Below are 18,586 nucleotides of genomic sequence, written 5' to 3' on the forward strand. Positions count from 1 at the left end.
ATTTCCCATTACGCAAGTAAGTAAGATCCCTCAAAGACGATGAGGTAGATAGGTTCGGGGTGGAAGCGTGGCGACACGTGCAGCTGACGAATACTAATCGATCGAGGACTTAACCAAATGTATTTATCTGTAGTAAATGTCTGTTTATCCAGTTTTGAGTGAACAAGCACTCATCGTCTAGTGATGATGGCAAAGAGGTCACACCCGTTCCCATACCGAACACGGAAGTTAAGCTCTTTTGCGCCGATGGTAGTTGGGGGTTTCCCCCTGTGAGAGTAGGACGTCGCTGGGCAAATATAAAAGTCGTTACCGATTTATTCGGTAGCGGCTTTTTTGTGCTTAGAAAATAATAAAAACTCTATATATGTAGATAACTTATCACAAGTAATATACGTAGGTTATGTTATTTATAAAATTGAACGTAGTATAGGGACAATATGTCTTAAAGCTTGCCGAAATTGCCGTATTTGACTTCTGCTAGGAGCAGATAACAACCAAAGATATACGAGCACATGAGGCGTCTATATGAGCGCATGAAACGTCAGTATGAGCATAAACAGTTTTAAGGAGCGCAAGGCGTATGTTTAGGAGCGTATAACAAAGATATACGAGCGCATGAGATACCTATATAATTTTCGCGTTCTGTTGCGAAAATCATAGTGTACACTTCATTCTATTTTCTAACACGCACTATCCCTATTATGTGTGACATTTCATGTAATGACTTTCATTTTCCACAGCGGGGTAGAAAGTATTCTTTTGCATTGCTTTCATCACCTTTGTTACTTGCTATTAGACAAATTACGTATTAAGATGTGCATGTTGTCGTGCAGTTTTTGATAGACATAATAAGGTATAAAAGGAGGCTCTAATATGGTTGGAATATTAGCGGTAGATGATGATATACATACGTTAGAGTTAATTTCTATCTTTTTATCGAATACGGGATATCGGGTAGTGAAAGCTAGAAATGGAAAAGAAGGGTTAGCTTTAATCGAAAAAGAAATGCCTGACCTTGCAATAGTGGACGTGATGATGCCAGAGATGGATGGTTTGACTTTAACTAAAATTATTCGAGAGCAATATGACTTCCCTGTTTTATTACTAACAGCAAAAGGCGGCTTAGAGGATAAAGAAAAAGGCTACTTAGCAGGATCAGATGATTATTTAGTAAAACCATTTGAACCAAAAGAATTGTTATTCCGCATCCGTGCAATATTAAGAAGATATGATAAAACAAGTGATGCCAATATACAAGTAGGAAATATGTTGATCAATAGAAAGAGCTTCGAGCTGCAAATAGGAGAAGAATTACTCGTTTTACCTTTAAAAGAATTTGAATTACTCTCAAAGCTTGCCTCTAAACCAAACCAAGTATTTACTCGTGATCAATTAATCGAAGCTGTTTGGGGAATCGACTTTGAAGGGGAAGAACAAACATTAAGTGTACATATCAAACGAATACGGGAACGTCTAGCTAAAACCCAATCAGGTGTACAGATTAAAACAGTTCGGGGAATTGGATATAAATTAGAAGGAACGCATACATGAAAACTTTATATAGCAAATTTGTCTGGATGACACTCCTTATTATGTTTGCCAGTGGGACAATTGGTTTTATGATTGTTAATACCTTTTATCATCAAAATTTAAAAGAGAAAAATGATGAAAAGAACGTCGAAGTAGCCAGTTCCATAGTAGGGCTTATCGAATCATCAAACCTAGACAGCATAACCCCGCTTCTACAGACAATAGGAGATGCGGGGTACCAAATATATGTCGTAAATGAAGATGGCTTAGAACAGTTCTATGGCGGCGATTTTAGGGTTCGTGAATTGCCTGATGCTATTGTAAATAACGTTTTACATGGCGAGGTATATCATGGGATGCGAGAGTTTCCGAAAGAAACGTTTATAACTGGATACTTTTCAAATGAATTAACCAATACGGTTGGGGTTCCATTCACGTACGATCATAAAAAGTATGCACTATTTCAAAGACCCAATATAAAATTTCTATTCAATGAAATCCATTTACTATTAGGGGGTCTTGCTGGTGCAATGATCATCATTAGTATTATTGCGATGCTGATCGTTGCTAAGCGGATGATTGATCCGCTCACTAAGCTTACCGTTGCAACTAATAAAATTGCAAACGAAGACTTTCAAGTGCCGATTCTAGTAAATCAACGAGACGAAATTGGTCAATTGGCGGATAGTTTTAGGAATATGGTAAAGCAATTGGAAGCCAGTGACCGTTATAAAAAAGAGTTTATTGCTCGAGTATCTCATGATTTTCAAACACCACTATTAAATATACAAGGATATGCTACTTTACTTGAAAATGGAGAGTTAAATGGAAATTACGCAGAAATCATTCGAAAAGAGGCTATGCGTCTATCAGGTGTAATGAAGCAATTATTATTGCTCACTTCATTCGATCAAGCAAATACTCGAACAAAAAAAGAACCATATCGACTGGATGAGCAACTAAAACAGATTGTTATGAAATTTAGATGGTTATTAGACGAAAAAAACATTTCCATCCAATTGCAATTGAAAAAAGTAGAGGTGCTGGGGGATAAAGAGATGTTAGAGTACGCTTGGGAAAATCTTATTTCTAATGCAATCAAATATAATTATTCTCCGGGAGAGATACAAATAGCGATGTCCGAAACTTCGGAGTATGTGCAAGTCATCATACAGGATAGTGGTATTGGAAACAAAAATACAGACTATGGACAATGGACAGAACGATTTTATCGAGAGGATCAGGCAAGATCAACACAAGTAGAGGGAAGCGGGTTAGGTCTTGCTATTGTAAAGGAAGTCATACAATCGCACCATGGTATTCTTGCATTTGAAAATGTGGAACCTCATGGAACAAAGGTCAGTATCCAACTAAAGAAGATGTAATCATCCGTTCATCTTCTGTTCACTTTCGACTTGTATAGTTACCCCTGTAAGGAAATCTTAAAGGGGGTAGCAAAATGAAAAACAAGCGTACTTGGCTTATAACATTAACGAGTTGGTTAGTGATCGTAGGATTACTTTCTTTTCTTGCACCATCCAGTAAAGAAGTTGCAAGTACATCCAAAAATGCAGGTCTACCAGAAACAGCTTTATCCATTCAAGCTGATAAAATAGTAAAAGAAAATTTCTCTAGTAGTGAGGGAATACCTCTTTTAATAGTTTTTGAAAAAGATAAGGGTGCTACAGATGAGGAAATACAAAGCATTCTCACGTTAATGGAAGAAAATTATCCTGGTATACCGAAGTTTTCTCAAATACCTATGGAGCATCGTGCTTCATTTGTTTCTGAGGATAAAAAAACATTCTTTATCCCTTTAATTTTGGAAGGGCAATTAGAAAGTAAAGAGATACACGCACAAGTGAAAGAAATTAAAAAGAATGTATCCAACATTATCCCGGCAGGTTTTACTATTTATTATACGGGGCCAGCTGGTATAGCAAGTGATACAATTGAGCTGTTTTCACAGGCTGATATAGTTTTACTTTTAGCAACAGTAGGGATTATTTTTATCCTGTTAATTATTATTTATCGTTCGTTTATCCTTGCAATCATTCCACTGATCGGAGCTGGAATCGTGTACGGGGTAGTGGATAGATTGATTGGTCTAACTGGTAAATTCACATCCATTACAATTGAAAACCAAGCTCTATCCATTATGATGATTTTATTGTTTGCGGTCATTACCGATTATTCGCTGCTTTTGTATGCTCGTTATAAAGAAGAGCAGGATATGAAAATAGCACTTGCTAAAACCCGAGAAACTGTTCTATTTAGTGGTGGTACAATTTTAGCAGGAGTGGCAACACTTGCATTTGCGATATATGAGCCGTATCGTAATTTCGCTCCGGTATTTGCGATTGCGGTCATAATAATGTTGGTCGCAGGGCTTACTTTATTGCCGGCTTTATTTGCAGTTGTAAAAACACCAAAAAAGAAAGAAAAAACAACGAGAATATGGACAAATGTAGGAAAAGTAAGTACGAAAAAACCATGGAAAGTAGCAATTCCGATTCTCCTTCTACTTGGTATTGGTACATGGCATGCAACAACAATCGTCTATTCATATGACTTGTTGGCATCTTTTCCAGAAGAGTTATCTTCGAGAGAAGGTTTTACAAGGCTAGGAAAGGCATTTTCAGAAGGTGAAATAGCACCAACGACCATTCTAGTTAAATCAAAAGACGAGAAAGTAATAGCGGGTATTCAAGAGAAGTTAGAAGAGAGACCACTTGTAAGTCAATTGCGGCCATCATCTTCAGAAAGTGATAAGTACACACAGTTTTCCATTATATTAAATGCAAATCCTTATAGCAAAGCAGCTTTGAATGAAGTGGAAACGATTAGAGATGAACTAAAAGACCAACATGTTTTAGTAAGTGGAGAGACAGTGAAACAAGTGGATATCCGTAAGATTAATAATCGAGATACATTACTCGTAATGGGATTAATGACAGTATTGATTGGATTAATGCTTGCATTCCAAACGAGATCGATTCGAGCATCGTTGTTGATGATGTTTTCTATTTTATTGTCATTTGGAGCTGCTTTAGGTTTCTCTACTTGGATTTTCGATATGTTCTTCGGGTATACGTCTTTTAGTTATCGAATTCCCCTTTACACATTTGTATTTTTAGTAGCACTTGGTGTGGACTATTCGATTATGTTAATGAGTAGGTTGAAAGAAGAAAGAAAACAGTATGGCGAACTAGAAGCAATTGCGAAGGCGGTTGAAAAAACAGGCGGGGTTATTTCATCAGCAGGATTAATACTTGCGGCTACATTTGCTGTTTTAATATCACAACCAGTTATGGAGCTTAAACTATTTGGTTTTGCTGTTGCAGTTGGTGTGTTATTAGATACGTTTATCGTTCGACCATTATTATTACCAGCGTTATTAACGATTACAAAGAGGGGGAAATAAAGATGCAAGAAAAGTGGAGTTTACGACTAATACGTGCAGGAGCATTATTTGGATTACTGGGAGCTTATCTAGGTTCTCATATGGCAGGGGCAGGGTCTTATGCGTTACGACCAATTCATGCACATATTTTACTAGTAGGATGGTTGTCGTTATTTGTATATGGTTTGTTTTATAAATTGTATAAAATTAAATCTCCTAAACTTGTGGCTGTTCATGGTTGGACTGCAATCATAGGAGCAGTTGGACTAACATTAGGTATGTATTTACAGTTCATACAGCCATTTAATATCGATAAGAATTTTGCGCTTATTGCATATATAGTAGGTGGCACGATATTATTAATCAGTTTTGCGATATTTGTTTTAGTAACTTTCAGAGTAGAAAAAGGTAGAAGTGCAGTGTGACCTGCGCTTCTATTTTTTTATTAAAAACTTAATAGAGCTTTCTATTCTTTACTCTCCTTCTGACCTTTGTTATATTGTATATATAACAAAGGCAGAGGGGTTTGTATGAGGAAATTAGCCATTGTTTTTTCTTTAGTAGCAATGGTCTTTTTGTTACTTACTGCATGTAGTAAGGAAAAAGAGGAGGCACAAGAGATGAGTTCATTAGAAAGTATAGAAGGTGTATGGGAAGGTTCCATTCAAATTCCTGATCAACCACTACCAATTATAGTCGAATTTGAAGCCGACAAAGGGATGATTAGTATTCCCGTACAAGGTCTAAATGATTATCCATTAACAAATGTAACATTAAATAAGTCTGATTTATTGTTTGATATGAACATCCAAGGACAAAAGTTAACGTTTGATGGTAAAGTCGAACAAGAAAAGATTACGGGGATCTTTACACAGCAAGGGCAGACCTTTCCTTTTGAATTGAGGGAGGGAAGTAAAGAAGAGGAAGTGGAAGAAGATCGTTTAGTAAAAGTGAAAGTAGAAGGTGGAACGATGTCTGGCCAACTAGAAGTTCCTAAAGGGGAAGGACCTTTTTCTCTAATGGTCATTATTGCTGGTTCTGGTCCTACTGATCGAAACGGAAACTCCATTGCATTACCAGGAAAAAACAATAGCTTGAAAATGCTTGCAGAGGATTTAGCGAAAGAAGGCGTGGCAACTATTCGCTACGATAAGCGAGGAGTTGGGAAAAATACGAGTTTAGCGGGCAAGGAAGAGGATTTGCGATTCGATCAATACATTGATGATGCTGCTGCATGGGTTCGTTTTGCGAAGGAAGATGCACGCTTTTCTCATGTAGGAATAATTGGTCATAGTGAAGGCTCTTTAATTGGAATGGTAGCTAGCCAAAAAGCTGATGCGGATGCGTTCATTTCCATTGCTGGTGCTGGGAGACCTATCGATAAGGTGCTTCTAGAACAACTTCAAGCACAGCTGCCAGCAAACCTATTGAAAGAATCCAATGATATTCTAGAAAAATTAAAGCAAGGTGAGCAAGTGAAAACAGTGAGCCCGGAATTACAAAGTGTATTTCGTCCATCGGTTCAACCATATATGATATCGTGGCTGCAATATGATCCTGCTGTACAGCTTCAAAAGTTAAACAAACCGATCCTTATAGTGAATGGTAGTACAGATATACAAGTTCCAGTAAAAGACGCGGAACTTTTACATGAAGCAAAGAAAGATTCGGATTTGCTTATTGTAGATAAGATGAATCATGTATTGAAAGAAGCACCTGCAGATCGAGAAGGAAATACCGCTATCTATTCTAATCCCGATCTTCCATTAGCGAAAGGTTTAATAGATGGTATAGTCCATTTCTTGCAGGAAGATGTAAAATAAGTGGAGAGTTGAATATAAAATGCTGAACTTTTAGAAGTTCAGCATTTTTGTGTAGGGGGAAGCAGGATGAGAGAAAATTGTGTTCGACTTAATGGAGGGTTTCATAACGACGTTTTTTACATGGAGGAAAAAGAAAAAGTAGTAAGGATATCTAATGCTAAAAAAACAAAGCTAATGGTTTTACAGGAAATTGAATGGATGAAATTCCTATATGAACATGAAGTTGCAGTTCCTATGTCGGAAATGCCTTTGGAAGAGGAAAATGGGAGGGTAAGGACTTATTTCGAATTTGTTAAAGGCGACATGATGGATGTAACAAATGCATTGCATTGGAATGAAAATATATTTGAACAATGGGGAAGGATTTTGGGAAAGATGCATGCTCTTTCAAAAAAATTTACAGTGAAGGAAATGCACCGACCTTTATGGTCAGTTGAGAATATGGATGTGTTTGGTATTCGGGCTAACTTGTCCACATGGTTACAGGAACGTTACGATGTACTAATGCAAAGCCTACATACATTTGATAGAGAAGAAAGTACATTTGGTTTGATTCATAATGATTTTCATCAGGGGAACCTAATCATTAATAAGGATGGTACTATTTTTACAATTGACTTTGATGACTGCGCATTCAATTGGTATGCACAAGATATAGCAGTGGCTTTCTATCATGCATATTGGCAACATAGCTCTTTCAATGCCGATATAAAAGCTTTTCCTCAGATATTTATGAATCATTTTCTTGTGGGGTATCAAACGGAAAATTCACTTCATGAGGACATAGTTAAACAAATTCCTATATTCCTAAAACTGAGAGAGATCTTTTTGTATCAGCTATTTAATAAAACATGGGATAAAAACAATTTGGAAGAATGGCAAAAGTATTCTTTGTTGGATTTGGAAGAAAAGATAAAGAACGAAGCACCCTATGCAGGAATTGTAGATTTTTCTGTCTATGTGTAACTGCAACAATGCAAAAAGAGTCTAAATTCAAATATGAATTAGACTCTTTTTCTTAGCTAAGTTATGAAGCAGTTTGTCGTTTTTTGTTTCTACGAATTCCAGCGAGCGCCGGAATGCACATTCCAACTAGTATAACGATAATCCCTAAAACTTGTAACCACGATAATGCTTCGCTTAATACAAGTACTGAAACAATAACGGCTACTGGTAACTCCATCGCACTTAATATAGAAGAAACCGCACCTCCGACTTTAGGAACAGCTATTACGAATAAGTAAATAGGAACAATAATACCAAGTAGTCCAAGAGCTAGTCCGTAAAATAGTAATGATTCCGTGAATAATTTCCCGTTCCACATAATTTCAGGACTTTGGAAAATAGCAATCATCACAGCTGCGATAAATGAAACAAATAATAGACGAGTCGTTGTGTTCATCCCTTCTACTTGTTTCGTGTTGACGTTCATATTCAAAGAGAATGAAACCGCAGCAGCAAATCCGTACATCCAGCCTCTCCAGTCAATTCCAGTTAAATCGACATCAAGAACACCAGCAGCTAAAATCGTTCCGATAAATAAAATAATAAGCGAAATAACTTCAGGTCTGGTCGGCAATCTTCTTCTTATAATACAATCGATTAATGTACCAATCCATGTGAATTGAAATAGCATCACGACTGCTAGAGAAGCAGGCAAGTAAATTAGCGCTTGTCCATAAACGATACCTGTCAAACCTGTAAAGATACCTGCTAATATTATAATTTTACCCCCACCATATAAACGTGGCAGCTTTCGTTGTGTTACAAGATAAATAATTAAAGCTAAAAGAAAACCTACAATATATTGACTCGCAACGGCTTCAGAGGCTGTATAGCCATCTCCAATTGCAAGTTTCACCATTGTTGACAAAGTCCCATATGAGCTGGCCGCAAAAACGACCATCAGTGGGTAAATCCATGATTTCATAAAATTTCTCCTTTAATCGGGTCTTACTGTTTTTACCATATGATAAAAAGGTTCACCGATAATTGTCCAAGGACATACATTATCAAAACTTAATCGATTATACAAGCTAATAGCGGCATATTTTTCCGTTTCTACATTTAAAGATAGTTTGCCGCCGCCGAAGCTTTTTACTAATTGCTCGGCATGATTTAAAAGCTTTGTACCAATACCTTGACCGCGATAAGTAGGGTTCACTACAACCGTATCTACATACCATTCCCCAGGTAACGTTTCGGGGTCTATTTTAACTGTAGTTCCTTTTTTATTAGAAAGATATTCTGCCAAATTTGCATCGAGAGTAGTAGCCTGCTCAGCTGAATAAAATACGAGCACGCCAGCAACTGATCCTTCCATTTCTGCAACATACGTATATAAATAAGAATGTCGATTATCTGTACGAGTAAACAAATGCTCCAACTCTTGGACAACTTTCGCTTGCTCTGTCTCCCCCGTTAGTTGCATAGCAATGTCTCCAATAGCTTCCATAATTAGCGGAACAGCTTCCAGAGCATCTTCTTTACGTGCGTTTCGAATAGAAATGTTCATTGTTCATCCACCTTCCCAATGAAACATTATAACAGAACAAAAGGAGAAGTGCCTATGATAGAGGAGATGTCGCATGTCTTGTTAGTCTTTAAGCATGCGGAAATCAACTTTGTTTAGATATTTTAGTAAAAGTAAAAAATTTTGAAACTTTTTTGTTCTATATATAGTAGAATAGAAGAAAGAAAACAAAGGGAGGAAATTAGGATGGATTTAGAATCAATTCCGTGGATGCTTATATTGCCGTTCATAATTATTCAATTAATATTAATGCTTGTTGCCATTATCGACTTAACCAGGGTAAGTAGCACGAATGGGCCAAAATGGTTGTGGGCACTGGTCATTATTTTAGGAAATTTAATCGGACCAATTATCTATTTCATTGTAGGGAGACGAAATGAATGAAAACATTATTGCATATGCAAGGCTTAACCAAACAGTATGGAAAAGAAAAAGCGGTGGACAGTTTAACATTTTCATTACTGAAAAACACTTCAACCGCACTGATTGGACCAAATGGAGCAGGGAAAACAACAACTTTATCCATGCTTGCAGGGCTATTAAAACAAACGAGCGGAACCATTGTATTTGATGGGGAAGTAACGGAAGATATTCGAAAAGTAATTGGATTCTTACCGCAGTATCCAAAGTTTTATTCTTGGCTAACGGCACTTGAATTTACGGAAATGGCAGCAAAGTTAAGCGGTGTTGATCCTAAAATAGCAAAACAGGAAGCGGTAAAAACACTTGAGTTTGTAGGTCTTGCAGATGTAAAAAACAAAAAAACAGGTACATTTTCCGGGGGCATGAAACAACGACTAGGCCTTGCTCAAGCGATAGTGCACAAACCAGCATTATTACTATTAGATGAACCGGTATCTGCATTAGATCCAATAGGTAGAAGAGAAATAATGAATTTACTAAAAGAACTACAAGAAACAACGACCATTTTATATTCGACTCATATTTTAAATGATGCAGAGGAAATGACCGATCAATTAGTGTTTTTACGAAAAGGAAAATTAGTGGAGCAGGGATCTATGCAGCAAGTGCGAGAAAAATATGCAAATCCTATGTACAAGATTTACTTCATTTCTACTGAGGAAGCAGCGAAGTTTGTAGAAATTTCCCCTTGGCCAGCTAGACAGGAAAATTCTATTGCTTTTATCCATTTAGAAGAGGAAAAACCAGTCATGAACGAAGTACTGCGTGTACTTGCGGATAGCCATTTAAGTTTGTTAAAAGTAGAGCGAGCAACAGCTAGTTTGGAAGAAATCTTTTTACAGGTGGTGAATAAGGGTGAATAATTTTTCAGTATTATTTCAAAAAGAGTGGCGAGAAAATGTACGTAATTTTAAAATTCTTTGGATTCCCCTTGTGTTTTTGTTGTTTGGTATTACGGAGCCTTTAACCAATTACTATTTACCACAAATACTGAACGCAGTAGGAAATATGCCGGAAGGAACCGTTTTTCCATTTCCCGAGTTCACCCCAGAGCAAATCGTCATGGCTACGGTCAGTCAGTACCAGTTTATCGGGATGCTAGTGATCACGCTTGGATTTGCAGGAATTATTTCAAGAGAACGGAAGAACGGAAACGCTACATTTTTATATGTTCGCCCGATTTCGTATGCAAGCTATGTGTATAGTAAGTTCAGTATGATGTGCATACTAGTAATTGGTAGTATCATACTTGGATTACTAGCAAATTTATATTATACAAATGTGCTTTTTGGATCGGTGGATATAGGGGCGTTTATAGGCTTTCTTGGGACGTATATTGTTTGGCTGTTATTTGTGGTTAGCGTTGTTTTGTTCTCAAGTGCGGCATTTTCGACTGCAATTGCTTCCGTTGTATCTCTTGCACTCGTTTTATTTTTTCAATTTATTGATGCTTTGCTTGGAGCGTACTGGACAATTTCTCCTTGGAAAATACCTATGTATGCAGGATATGTATTAAGTGGAAGTGTTGATAAAACACCATTTACATGGAGTTTAGTCATTACATTATTATTAATTGTTTTATTAATATTCGGGGCAGTTTATTTCGCTAAAAGAAATATTTCTAAAACCAAAATTTAAAAAACTAGCTTGAGGTGAAAAAAGATGCCAACTCACAATTCTGATCGATTTGTTACAGCATATAATCGAATAGATCAACTAATGAAAGATGTTATCGGAACACAGGAGCATATGGCATTTTTTCGACTGATTGATTATGCGAAAAAAAAGAATGCAGTAATAAGAAAATATGAAGCAGATTTGCGAGAATATGGTGATCTGCGGAATGCAATCATTCACAATCGTACGACCATGGAGTTTGCGATTGCCGAACCTCATGAAGATGTGGTCCTAAAAATGGAGGAAATAGAAACAGCTTTGAGGACTCCTGTAACCGTCGGTAGCATGTTTCGAACGAATGTAACGATGTTTCAACAAACAGATTCCTTGAGTTATGCTTTAAGAGTAATTAAAGATAAAAAGTATAATCAATTTCCAGTGTATGATGGTACGAAGTTTAAAGGGTTGATCACACCAGTCGGCATTACTATGTGGATGGCTAGCGTGGTAGAGTCGAAAGAATTTTCTAGATCACGAACGACTCTAGGAGAAATTCTGGCACATGAAAATGACAGAGAAAATCATCAATTCGTCGCGAAGCAGGAATCTGTTTATGAAGCATTGGAGATTTTCAAGGAAGCAGTAACGAGAGGACGTCGTTTAGAAGCACTGCTAATCACAGAAGATGGCAAGCCAAATAACAAACTGATTGGAATTGTGACACCGATGAGTTTGATGAAAATTAAATAAGTGAGAAAAACTTTTACAAAATTCGTCTTTTCTCTTCCTTTTTCGAGTAAAATGGTAGTGTTACACATTAAAGGAAAAGGAGGACTAATTTTGGAACAGTATGAAAATATACAACAAAAGCCGGTTGGCGATATGTCGGTAGGCGAGTGGCTTATTACGATGCTTATTATGATTATTCCAATCGTTAACATCGTCATGCTCTTTATCTGGGGATTTGGAAGTCCTGACAAACGTCGTAACTATGCTCGTGCATCACTTATTTGGATGGCTATTAGTATTGGACTTATTATAATTTTTTATGGTGCTATTTTTGCTTTAATAATCTCTACGAATTCATTTTAAGTGTATTTCCCGGGAAATAACATAAATCGACATGAAAAAGTATCCTTGTAGTTCTATACAGGGATACTTTTTTTGTATTTGTTATAATTATATATAAGGAGTGAGTAGAAATGAAAATTGCTTTGTTTGGTGCTACTGGACGTGTTGGAAAAGACATTCTTTTATTACTATTGAAAAACAATATAGAAGTAACAGTACTTGTAAGAGATCCCGAAAAAGTGCAACTTCATGAGGGGTTGACCGTCCTACAAGGGGACGCAAGAAACCGAGCGGATATAGAGCGAGCATTAGAAAATGCAGATGTGGTGATAAGTGCCCTTGGGACCGACCAGACGACAGTATTAACAGAGTCTATCACACATATTATTGCAACGATGAAAAATCGGAATATCCGTCGTATCGTAACGATTGGAACAGCAGGAATATTGGACAGTAGGACTGAGCCGGGGCTACTACGATACGAATCATCTGAATCAAAACAAAGATCAAAAGTGGCCGCAAAAGAACATCACCGTGTATTTCAAATATTAAGTACATCCATGTTAGATTGGACGATTGTTTGTCCAACGTATTTGCCTAGCGGTGATGTGACCAATGATTATATAATCGAAAGAGATAGGTTACCAGTAGGAGCGGTACGAACGACAACAGGAGATACAGCTCTATTTGCATATAATGAATTAATGGAGAATAAACATATTGGTTATAGAGTAGGAATTATGAGTCCCGAATAATTTAGGAGAAATTAAATGAAAAAATGGGTAGTAGGATTAATTGTAATAGCAATTGCTTTATATATAGGGAATTATGGGATTAAAACAACAAATATTACAGTAGAATCAGATAAAATTCCAACAGCATTTAATGAATTAAAGATTGTACAAATTTCTGATTTACATGATGCAACATTCGGAGAAAACCAAGAAAAGCTTGCCAAAAAAGTGCGAAATGCATCACCAGATCTTATTTTCCTGACAGGAGATTTAATAGATAGTAATCGATATGACTTAGAAAATAGTTTAGACGTAGTCAAGCAAATTATTTCGCTTGCGCCTATTTATTATGTGACAGGTAATCATGAAATTGCGACAAATGATGTAGATCATATTAAAGCTTCATTGGCTGATTTAGGTGTAAACGTATTATCAAATGAAGAGATAACCATAGAAAAAGATGGAGAGCAGTTGCGCATTGTAGGAATTGAAGATCCATTGAATGGAGTATTGGTTGGGGATGCATTGAGCAAGTTTGATAAGACCGATGCATACACATTAGTACTATCGCATCGTCCGGAAACCTTTCAGGATTATGTAGATAATGGAGTAGACCTCGTATTTTCAGGACATGCACATGGAGGGCAATTTCGCATACCTGGCCTAGGTGGGTTAGCTGCACCTGGACAAGGTTTATTTCCGAAGTATACAGCAGGTGTTTATGAAGAGCAGGATACAAAAATGATTGTTAGTAGGGGACTAGGAAACAGTGTTTTTCCGGTGAGGGTGTTTAATACACCAGAAATTGTTGTTGTCACATTAAAAGCTACATAATAAACCCCCTGCAGTTTTGTAGGGGGCTAGTAGCTACTTATTATCTTTTCTATCCAATCGTTCTTTAAATTCTCCAAATTCTTGTTGAGCTTCGCCTTTGACTTTATCAAGCTTACCTTCAGCTTGTAACCTCTTGTCATCGGTAGCATTTCCAATTTGATCTTTTGTTTCACCTTTGACTTTGTTTACAGTACCTTTGAATTTGTCTGATAATCCACTCATGTGTATTCCTCCTCGAATTATGGTTCTATTAGGTATATACCCAAGTGGAATAAAGTGAAACTATACAACTTATTCTACAATCACAAATTGCTTTAACATTGCATAGAATCTTGCTCCATGACCTTCTGCAGCTTCTAGAAAATACTTTTCTGTAATAACAAAGCTTCCACCGTTTTTATTGTCAACTACATATACGTTAGTAACGGGACTATCCCACTCTGTGCCGCCATCGATCGCGTGCAGTTTATAGCCTTCTACCGGATCAGTTACAGATTCTGTTGCTGTCACTTTGGAATATTCCGAAGCAAGTTCCGTTTCTTTTGAAGCAACTATCTCTTCTGGAGTAAGGTCTTTAAATTGTTCAATTTTCATTGAAACTTCTGGATATCTCTCTTCTAAAGGCTCTTTTGTCGTAATAATATCGGCATTTTCGTCTTTAATAAGTTTATAGCGTTCTTCATCGATGTAAATCACGTATTCTGCGTCTTTGCCTTCTTGGAGAACAACATCTGTTGGTTCTTCTGTACCTTCAATACTTTGTATAATCTCTTTTTCTGGTTCGAACATATCTTTTATTTGTTTAATGAACGCCATTCCGGTGTCCGTTTGTGTGCTAAACAATATCATTACCCCAGCTGCAGCAGCAATAATGATTGGAATAACTTTGGATTTCTTTTTCATTTTTTTCTCCCGTCTGCTTTTTTCTTGAAAAAGTTCTTGATCTAAATGGCTCCAAATATCGTCTTTTAACTGATCTATCGAATCCTCTGTATGTTCGAGTATCTCTTTTTTAATTCGCTCATCCATATGGTCCATTCTTAGTTTCCCTCCATTTCCATCAGGCTGAGTTGCTCTCTTAACAAGTTTCTCCCGTTAAAGAGCCTTGACTTTACGGTATTTTGATTCAGATTCAGAATATCTGCAATTTCTTTTTCAGAAAAACCTTTTATATATTTCAGTAATAGTGGTATCCGGTACAAGTCAGCTAAATGCTGGATAATTCCATACAAATCGCTAACCCCTTCTTCCGAATGCTCTGTTAGCTTCGGGTTTCCCTCCATTAATGAAGTATCGGTGGGTACTACCTTTTTTTCTTTTGATAAAAGTCGGTTACATTCATTGACTAAAATTCTATAAAACCAAGCACCAAAGGAAAGTGTAGAATCGTATGAAGATATATTGCGGTATACACGAATAAAAGCTTCCTGCACAGCGTCTTTTGCAAGCTCGTCGTTACGAGTAATCGCTTTTGCTGTTCGTATTGCATAACCTGCATATTCATCGTAAAGATGGCGAAATGCATCTCTATTTCCTTTTTTAATCTCTTCTAAAATATCTTCATGCATGTAACTTGTTCACTCCTTTCACTTATATATACCCTTCAAGGGAGCTAAAAGTTTAGTGGAAATAAAAAAAGCTTAAAGTAAATACTTTAAGCAGTGGAAAACGACTATTTAAACCAACCTTTTTCTTTAAATCTAGCGATCGCTTCAATTCGATTACCGACATCTAACTTATCCAAAATCACGGAAATATAGTTGCGAACAGTACCCGTAGTAATATAAAGTTCTTTTGCAATTTCTTTTGTGTTTTTACCGTTTGCGATAAGCTCCAGCACTTGACTTTCGCGCTCTGTAAGAGGGTTTTCGCCTTCATAAGCAATATCGACCAGCTCCGGTGCATAGATACGACGGCCATCCATAATAATACGGATAGAATTCGCAAGTTCTTCACTCGGACTATCTTTTAGTAAATAACCACTTACTCCAGCTTTTCGTGCACGTTCAAAATAGCCAGATCTTGCAAAAGTGGTTAGAATAATGACCTTACAATTGCTTTCTTTAAGTTGCTCCGCAGCATCTAGTCCACTTTTGACTGGCATTTCAATGTCCATAATACAAATATCAGGCTGCAGTTCTTCGATTAACTTCAAGGCTTCTTCTCCATTACTCGCTTTTCCGACAACTTCCATATCCTCTTCCAAATCTAAAAGTGAACCTAGAGCTCCAAGTACCATTCGTTGATCTTCCGCAATGACAATTCGTATCATGTTTGTTCCTCCTGTCCTATTTGTTGAATCACAATGGGCACTCGTATATTCAGCGTAGTACCGTTTTTGGTGTGGATGTCAAAACTGCCATTCACAAACTCTAATCTTTCTTTTATACCGCGAAGGCCATGTCCTTTTGCCCAGTCCTTTTTCATATCGAGTCCTACACCGTTATCGTGCACTTTGAGTAATGTGTCTTTTTTGGATTGTTTAATCGAGATTGAACATGAAGTAGCATTGCTATGTTTCACAACATTTGTGACCGCTTCTTTTAAGCACATGCTAAGTACATTTTCGACAAGTAATGGGGTATTTCTTAGTTCTAATGTTCCGCTTACATTACAGGAAATCTCCGCAGCGAGAAGTATTTGCTTCACTCGAAAAAGTTCATCTTCGAGTTTATTTCCTCGCATATTTGCGACTAGATCCCGTACTTCTTTTAAAACAGAGCGAGCTGTTTGGTTAATATCATTAATTTCGTTTTTGGCTGCCTGTGGATTTTTTTCGATAAGCCGACTTGCCAAATCACTTTTTAACCCGATGAGTGATAGCTTTTGTCCGAGTGTATCATGTAAGTCTCTCGCTATTCGCTCTCTTTCTTTTATAATGGTAAATTGAGCAATTCGTTTCTGGGCATCCTCTAGCTGTCCTTCTAACAGTTCTCGCTTATTTCGGTTATACGTGTTAAAAGGTAATAAAATTACTCCTATTAAACAAGCAATTAGAAAAGGAAGATGGGAAAGAAAAAGCTCTGTTTGCATGAAAAAACCAATAATAACGGCTACGATGATCGCGACTATATGGACACTGTAGATGATAAAAAAACTAACTTTATGCTGTATATGACCGATGAAGAAAGATAAAAAGATAGAAAAGTAAATATAACCAAAAAGTAAGGTCATCGTTACACTAATTGCTATTTCCACAGCTACACATACATATAAAAGCCATCCGGTAGAAGTAAATGATAAACGGTAAGATATAAAAAATAAGATCGTTAAAGCTAATCCGATGACAATTTCTATTGGTGTACTTGACTTAAAAATAAAGAAGAAAGGAAAAATACAAAAAACAATCCAGGCATAAATACTTAACCAAGGATACTTAGGGAAAATCTGATACCATTTTGGCAATGAATGCACCTCACTTTTCTTCATTATAAAGGAAAAACCATTCCTCGATACAATGGAATGGTTTTTGCTAAAGGTTTATTTTCCTTCGGATGTTGCATTTTTGGCACGTAGCATAGTGGAATGCTTCTGTTGTTTGAGTAAGTGTTTAATCTCTTTAAAGCCTACAAAGTTTTTGTTAGCTTCATCAAACAAGCGGAACCGAATAGATTGTAAGCTAGTCCGAAGATTGATCGTTGTTGCTTTCTGTAAAGGTGGAGTTGATTCATGAGCTTTTTCCAAGTTATAGTTAGGTACTCTTGGACTTAAATGATGCACATGGTGAAAACCGATATTACCAGTTACCCATTGTAAAACTTTTGGTAACTTGTAATAAGAGCTTCCCTCAACAGCAGCTTTTACATAATCCCACTCTGCTTCATCTTCAAAATACGAATCTTCAAACTGGTGCTGTACATAGAACAACCAAATACCTAGTGAACCAGCAACGAAAAGAATCGTTCCTTGAATAATTGCAAATGCTTGCCAACCTATTAACCAAACCATAAGAGAATAAATAACAATAACTGAAATGTTAATCAGATACGTGTTATTACGCTCTTTAGGTCGAGCATCTTTTCGATTAAAACGATTGCTTACTAAAAATAGTAATGCAGGTCCTAGACCGAACATAACAATTGGATTTCGATACAGTCTGTAAGAAAGTCGTTTCATAGGGGAAGCCTCGACATATTCTTCTACAGTCATCATCCATATATCACCGACACCGCGTTTATCTAAGTTTCCGCTTGTTGCGTGATGGATATTATGTTCACGTTTCCACTTTTCATAAGCAAATAACGTAATAATTCCTGTTATTGTACCAGTAATATTATTGGCTTTTTTATTTTTAAAGAAAGAGCCATGCGTACAATCATGAAAAATAATGAAGATACGAACAACAAATCCCCCGGCAATTACGGACAAAGCAACTGTCAGCCAAACAGAAATATCTAAACTCATATAGGCTAAGAACCAGACGATAAAAAATGGTGGAATTGTATTAATAAGTTGAATAATACTCTTTTTCAACTCAGAGTTTTCAAACGGTTTTACATTTTTGCGTAATTCAAGTGTTTTTTCTCTGCTCACTAGTATTCCTCCTATAAGAGAATCATTACCCTAACTATAAAGGTATGCTGTTATTAGGAGTAGACATAAACGTCAAGTCTTAAGT

At 36.7% G+C, this 18,586-nt stretch carries 21 protein-coding genes and 2 rRNA genes; 15 read left to right on the top strand and 8 right to left on the bottom strand.

All coding sequences use genetic code 11. The features are described from left to right. From FG382_RS10735 to FG382_RS10770, 8 genes are all read left to right on the top strand, one after another. Nucleotides 1-117: ribosomal RNA gene (locus tag FG382_RS10735) — 23S ribosomal RNA — on the top strand; the annotation flags it as partial. 59 nt (nt 118-176) lie between these two features. Further along, nucleotides 177-292, top strand: a 5S ribosomal RNA gene (gene rrf / locus FG382_RS10740). 581 nt (nt 293-873) lie between these two features. Then, nucleotides 874-1,551, top strand: a complete 678-nt coding sequence (locus tag FG382_RS10745; RefSeq protein ID WP_142538890.1) for a response regulator transcription factor — start codon at nt 874-876, stop codon at nt 1,549-1,551. Next, complete coding sequence (locus tag FG382_RS10750; protein WP_142538891.1) at nt 1,548-2,915, top strand: HAMP domain-containing sensor histidine kinase; 1,368 nt, start codon at nt 1,548-1,550, stop codon at nt 2,913-2,915. Before FG382_RS10745 ends, FG382_RS10750 begins: the two co-directional genes overlap by 4 nt. A 74-nt stretch (nt 2,916-2,989) precedes the next feature. Further along, nucleotides 2,990-4,954, top strand: coding sequence for an MMPL family transporter (locus tag FG382_RS10755; RefSeq protein WP_142538892.1), 1,965 nt, complete (start codon nt 2,990-2,992; stop codon nt 4,952-4,954). A 2-nt stretch (nt 4,955-4,956) separates the two neighbouring features. Next, nucleotides 4,957-5,358: a hypothetical protein gene (locus tag FG382_RS10760; protein WP_142538893.1), complete on the top strand. Its 402-nt coding sequence runs from the start codon at nt 4,957-4,959 to the stop codon at nt 5,356-5,358. A gap of 105 nt (nt 5,359-5,463) precedes the next feature. Then, the gene (locus FG382_RS10765; RefSeq protein WP_142538894.1) at nt 5,464-6,756 is read left to right on the top strand and encodes an alpha/beta hydrolase family protein; all 1,293 of its coding nucleotides are present in this window, start codon (nt 5,464-5,466) and stop codon (nt 6,754-6,756) included. Nucleotides 6,757-6,822: 66 nt separating this feature from the next. After that, the gene (locus FG382_RS10770; RefSeq protein WP_142538895.1) at nt 6,823-7,722 is read left to right on the top strand and encodes a phosphotransferase enzyme family protein; all 900 of its coding nucleotides are present in this window, start codon (nt 6,823-6,825) and stop codon (nt 7,720-7,722) included. A 61-nt stretch (nt 7,723-7,783) separates the two neighbouring features. Here the strand turns inward: FG382_RS10770 and FG382_RS10775 are convergent, their stop codons facing one another. Further along, a complete protein-coding gene (locus FG382_RS10775) occupies nt 7,784-8,686 on the bottom strand; it encodes an EamA family transporter (protein ID WP_142538896.1) in 903 nt (300 codons plus the stop codon). Nucleotides 8,687-8,698: 12 nt separating this feature from the next. Continuing rightward, on the bottom strand, nt 8,699-9,271 hold the full coding sequence (locus FG382_RS10780) for a GNAT family N-acetyltransferase (RefSeq protein ID WP_142538897.1): 573 nt from the start codon (nt 9,269-9,271) through the stop codon (nt 8,699-8,701). Between the two features lie 204 nt (nt 9,272-9,475). Here FG382_RS10780 and FG382_RS10785 point away from each other — a divergent pair, with 204 nt between their 5' ends. The 7 genes from FG382_RS10785 (at nt 9,476) to FG382_RS10815 (ending at nt 13,968) form a co-directional block, all read left to right on the top strand. Then, nucleotides 9,476-9,673 (top strand): PLD nuclease N-terminal domain-containing protein, encoded by a 198-nt coding sequence (locus FG382_RS10785; RefSeq protein WP_142538898.1) that lies wholly within the window; start codon nt 9,476-9,478, stop codon nt 9,671-9,673. Then, nucleotides 9,670-10,575, top strand: a complete 906-nt coding sequence (locus FG382_RS10790) for an ABC transporter ATP-binding protein (protein ID WP_142538899.1) — start codon at nt 9,670-9,672, stop codon at nt 10,573-10,575. Before FG382_RS10785 ends, FG382_RS10790 begins: the two co-directional genes overlap by 4 nt. After that, entirely contained in the window at nt 10,568-11,350 is a 783-nt protein-coding gene (locus FG382_RS10795) for an ABC transporter permease (protein WP_142538900.1), read from the top strand. Before FG382_RS10790 ends, FG382_RS10795 begins: the two co-directional genes overlap by 8 nt. Nucleotides 11,351-11,374: 24 nt before the next feature. Further along, the gene (locus FG382_RS10800) at nt 11,375-12,079 is read left to right on the top strand and encodes a CBS domain-containing protein (protein WP_142538901.1); all 705 of its coding nucleotides are present in this window, start codon (nt 11,375-11,377) and stop codon (nt 12,077-12,079) included. Nucleotides 12,080-12,169: 90 nt separating this feature from the next. After that, entirely contained in the window at nt 12,170-12,421 is a 252-nt protein-coding gene (locus FG382_RS10805) for a hypothetical protein (RefSeq protein WP_229677393.1), read from the top strand. 110 nt (nt 12,422-12,531) lie between these two features. Further along, nucleotides 12,532-13,155: an NAD(P)-dependent oxidoreductase gene (locus tag FG382_RS10810; RefSeq protein WP_142538902.1), complete on the top strand. Its 624-nt coding sequence runs from the start codon at nt 12,532-12,534 to the stop codon at nt 13,153-13,155. A 15-nt stretch (nt 13,156-13,170) separates the two neighbouring features. After that, nucleotides 13,171-13,968 (top strand): metallophosphoesterase, encoded by a 798-nt coding sequence (locus FG382_RS10815; protein ID WP_142538903.1) that lies wholly within the window; start codon nt 13,171-13,173, stop codon nt 13,966-13,968. 33 nt (nt 13,969-14,001) lie between these two features. Here the strand turns inward: FG382_RS10815 and FG382_RS10820 are convergent, their stop codons facing one another. From FG382_RS10820 to desA, 6 genes are all read right to left on the bottom strand, one after another. Continuing rightward, the gene (locus tag FG382_RS10820) at nt 14,002-14,190 is read right to left on the bottom strand and encodes a CsbD family protein (RefSeq protein ID WP_373287613.1); all 189 of its coding nucleotides are present in this window, start codon (nt 14,188-14,190) and stop codon (nt 14,002-14,004) included. A gap of 69 nt (nt 14,191-14,259) precedes the next feature. Continuing rightward, nucleotides 14,260-15,006, bottom strand: a complete 747-nt coding sequence (locus tag FG382_RS10825; protein ID WP_142538905.1) for a hypothetical protein — start codon at nt 15,004-15,006, stop codon at nt 14,260-14,262. A 2-nt stretch (nt 15,007-15,008) separates the two neighbouring features. Further along, the gene (locus FG382_RS10830) at nt 15,009-15,536 is read right to left on the bottom strand and encodes an RNA polymerase sigma factor (RefSeq protein ID WP_142538906.1); all 528 of its coding nucleotides are present in this window, start codon (nt 15,534-15,536) and stop codon (nt 15,009-15,011) included. A gap of 104 nt (nt 15,537-15,640) precedes the next feature. Continuing rightward, the gene (locus FG382_RS10835) at nt 15,641-16,240 is read right to left on the bottom strand and encodes a response regulator transcription factor (RefSeq protein ID WP_142538907.1); all 600 of its coding nucleotides are present in this window, start codon (nt 16,238-16,240) and stop codon (nt 15,641-15,643) included. Continuing rightward, a complete protein-coding gene (locus tag FG382_RS10840) occupies nt 16,237-17,373 on the bottom strand; it encodes a sensor histidine kinase (protein WP_142538908.1) in 1,137 nt (378 codons plus the stop codon). Before FG382_RS10840 ends, FG382_RS10835 begins: the two co-directional genes overlap by 4 nt. A gap of 75 nt (nt 17,374-17,448) precedes the next feature. Then, nucleotides 17,449-18,501, bottom strand: a complete 1,053-nt coding sequence (gene desA / locus FG382_RS10845) for a Delta(5) desaturase DesA (RefSeq protein ID WP_142538909.1) — start codon at nt 18,499-18,501, stop codon at nt 17,449-17,451. Nucleotides 18,502-18,586: the final 85 nt, after the last annotated feature.

This window comes from Psychrobacillus lasiicapitis (assembly GCF_006861795.1).
Taxonomy (GTDB): domain Bacteria; phylum Bacillota; class Bacilli; order Bacillales_A; family Planococcaceae; genus Psychrobacillus; species Psychrobacillus lasiicapitis.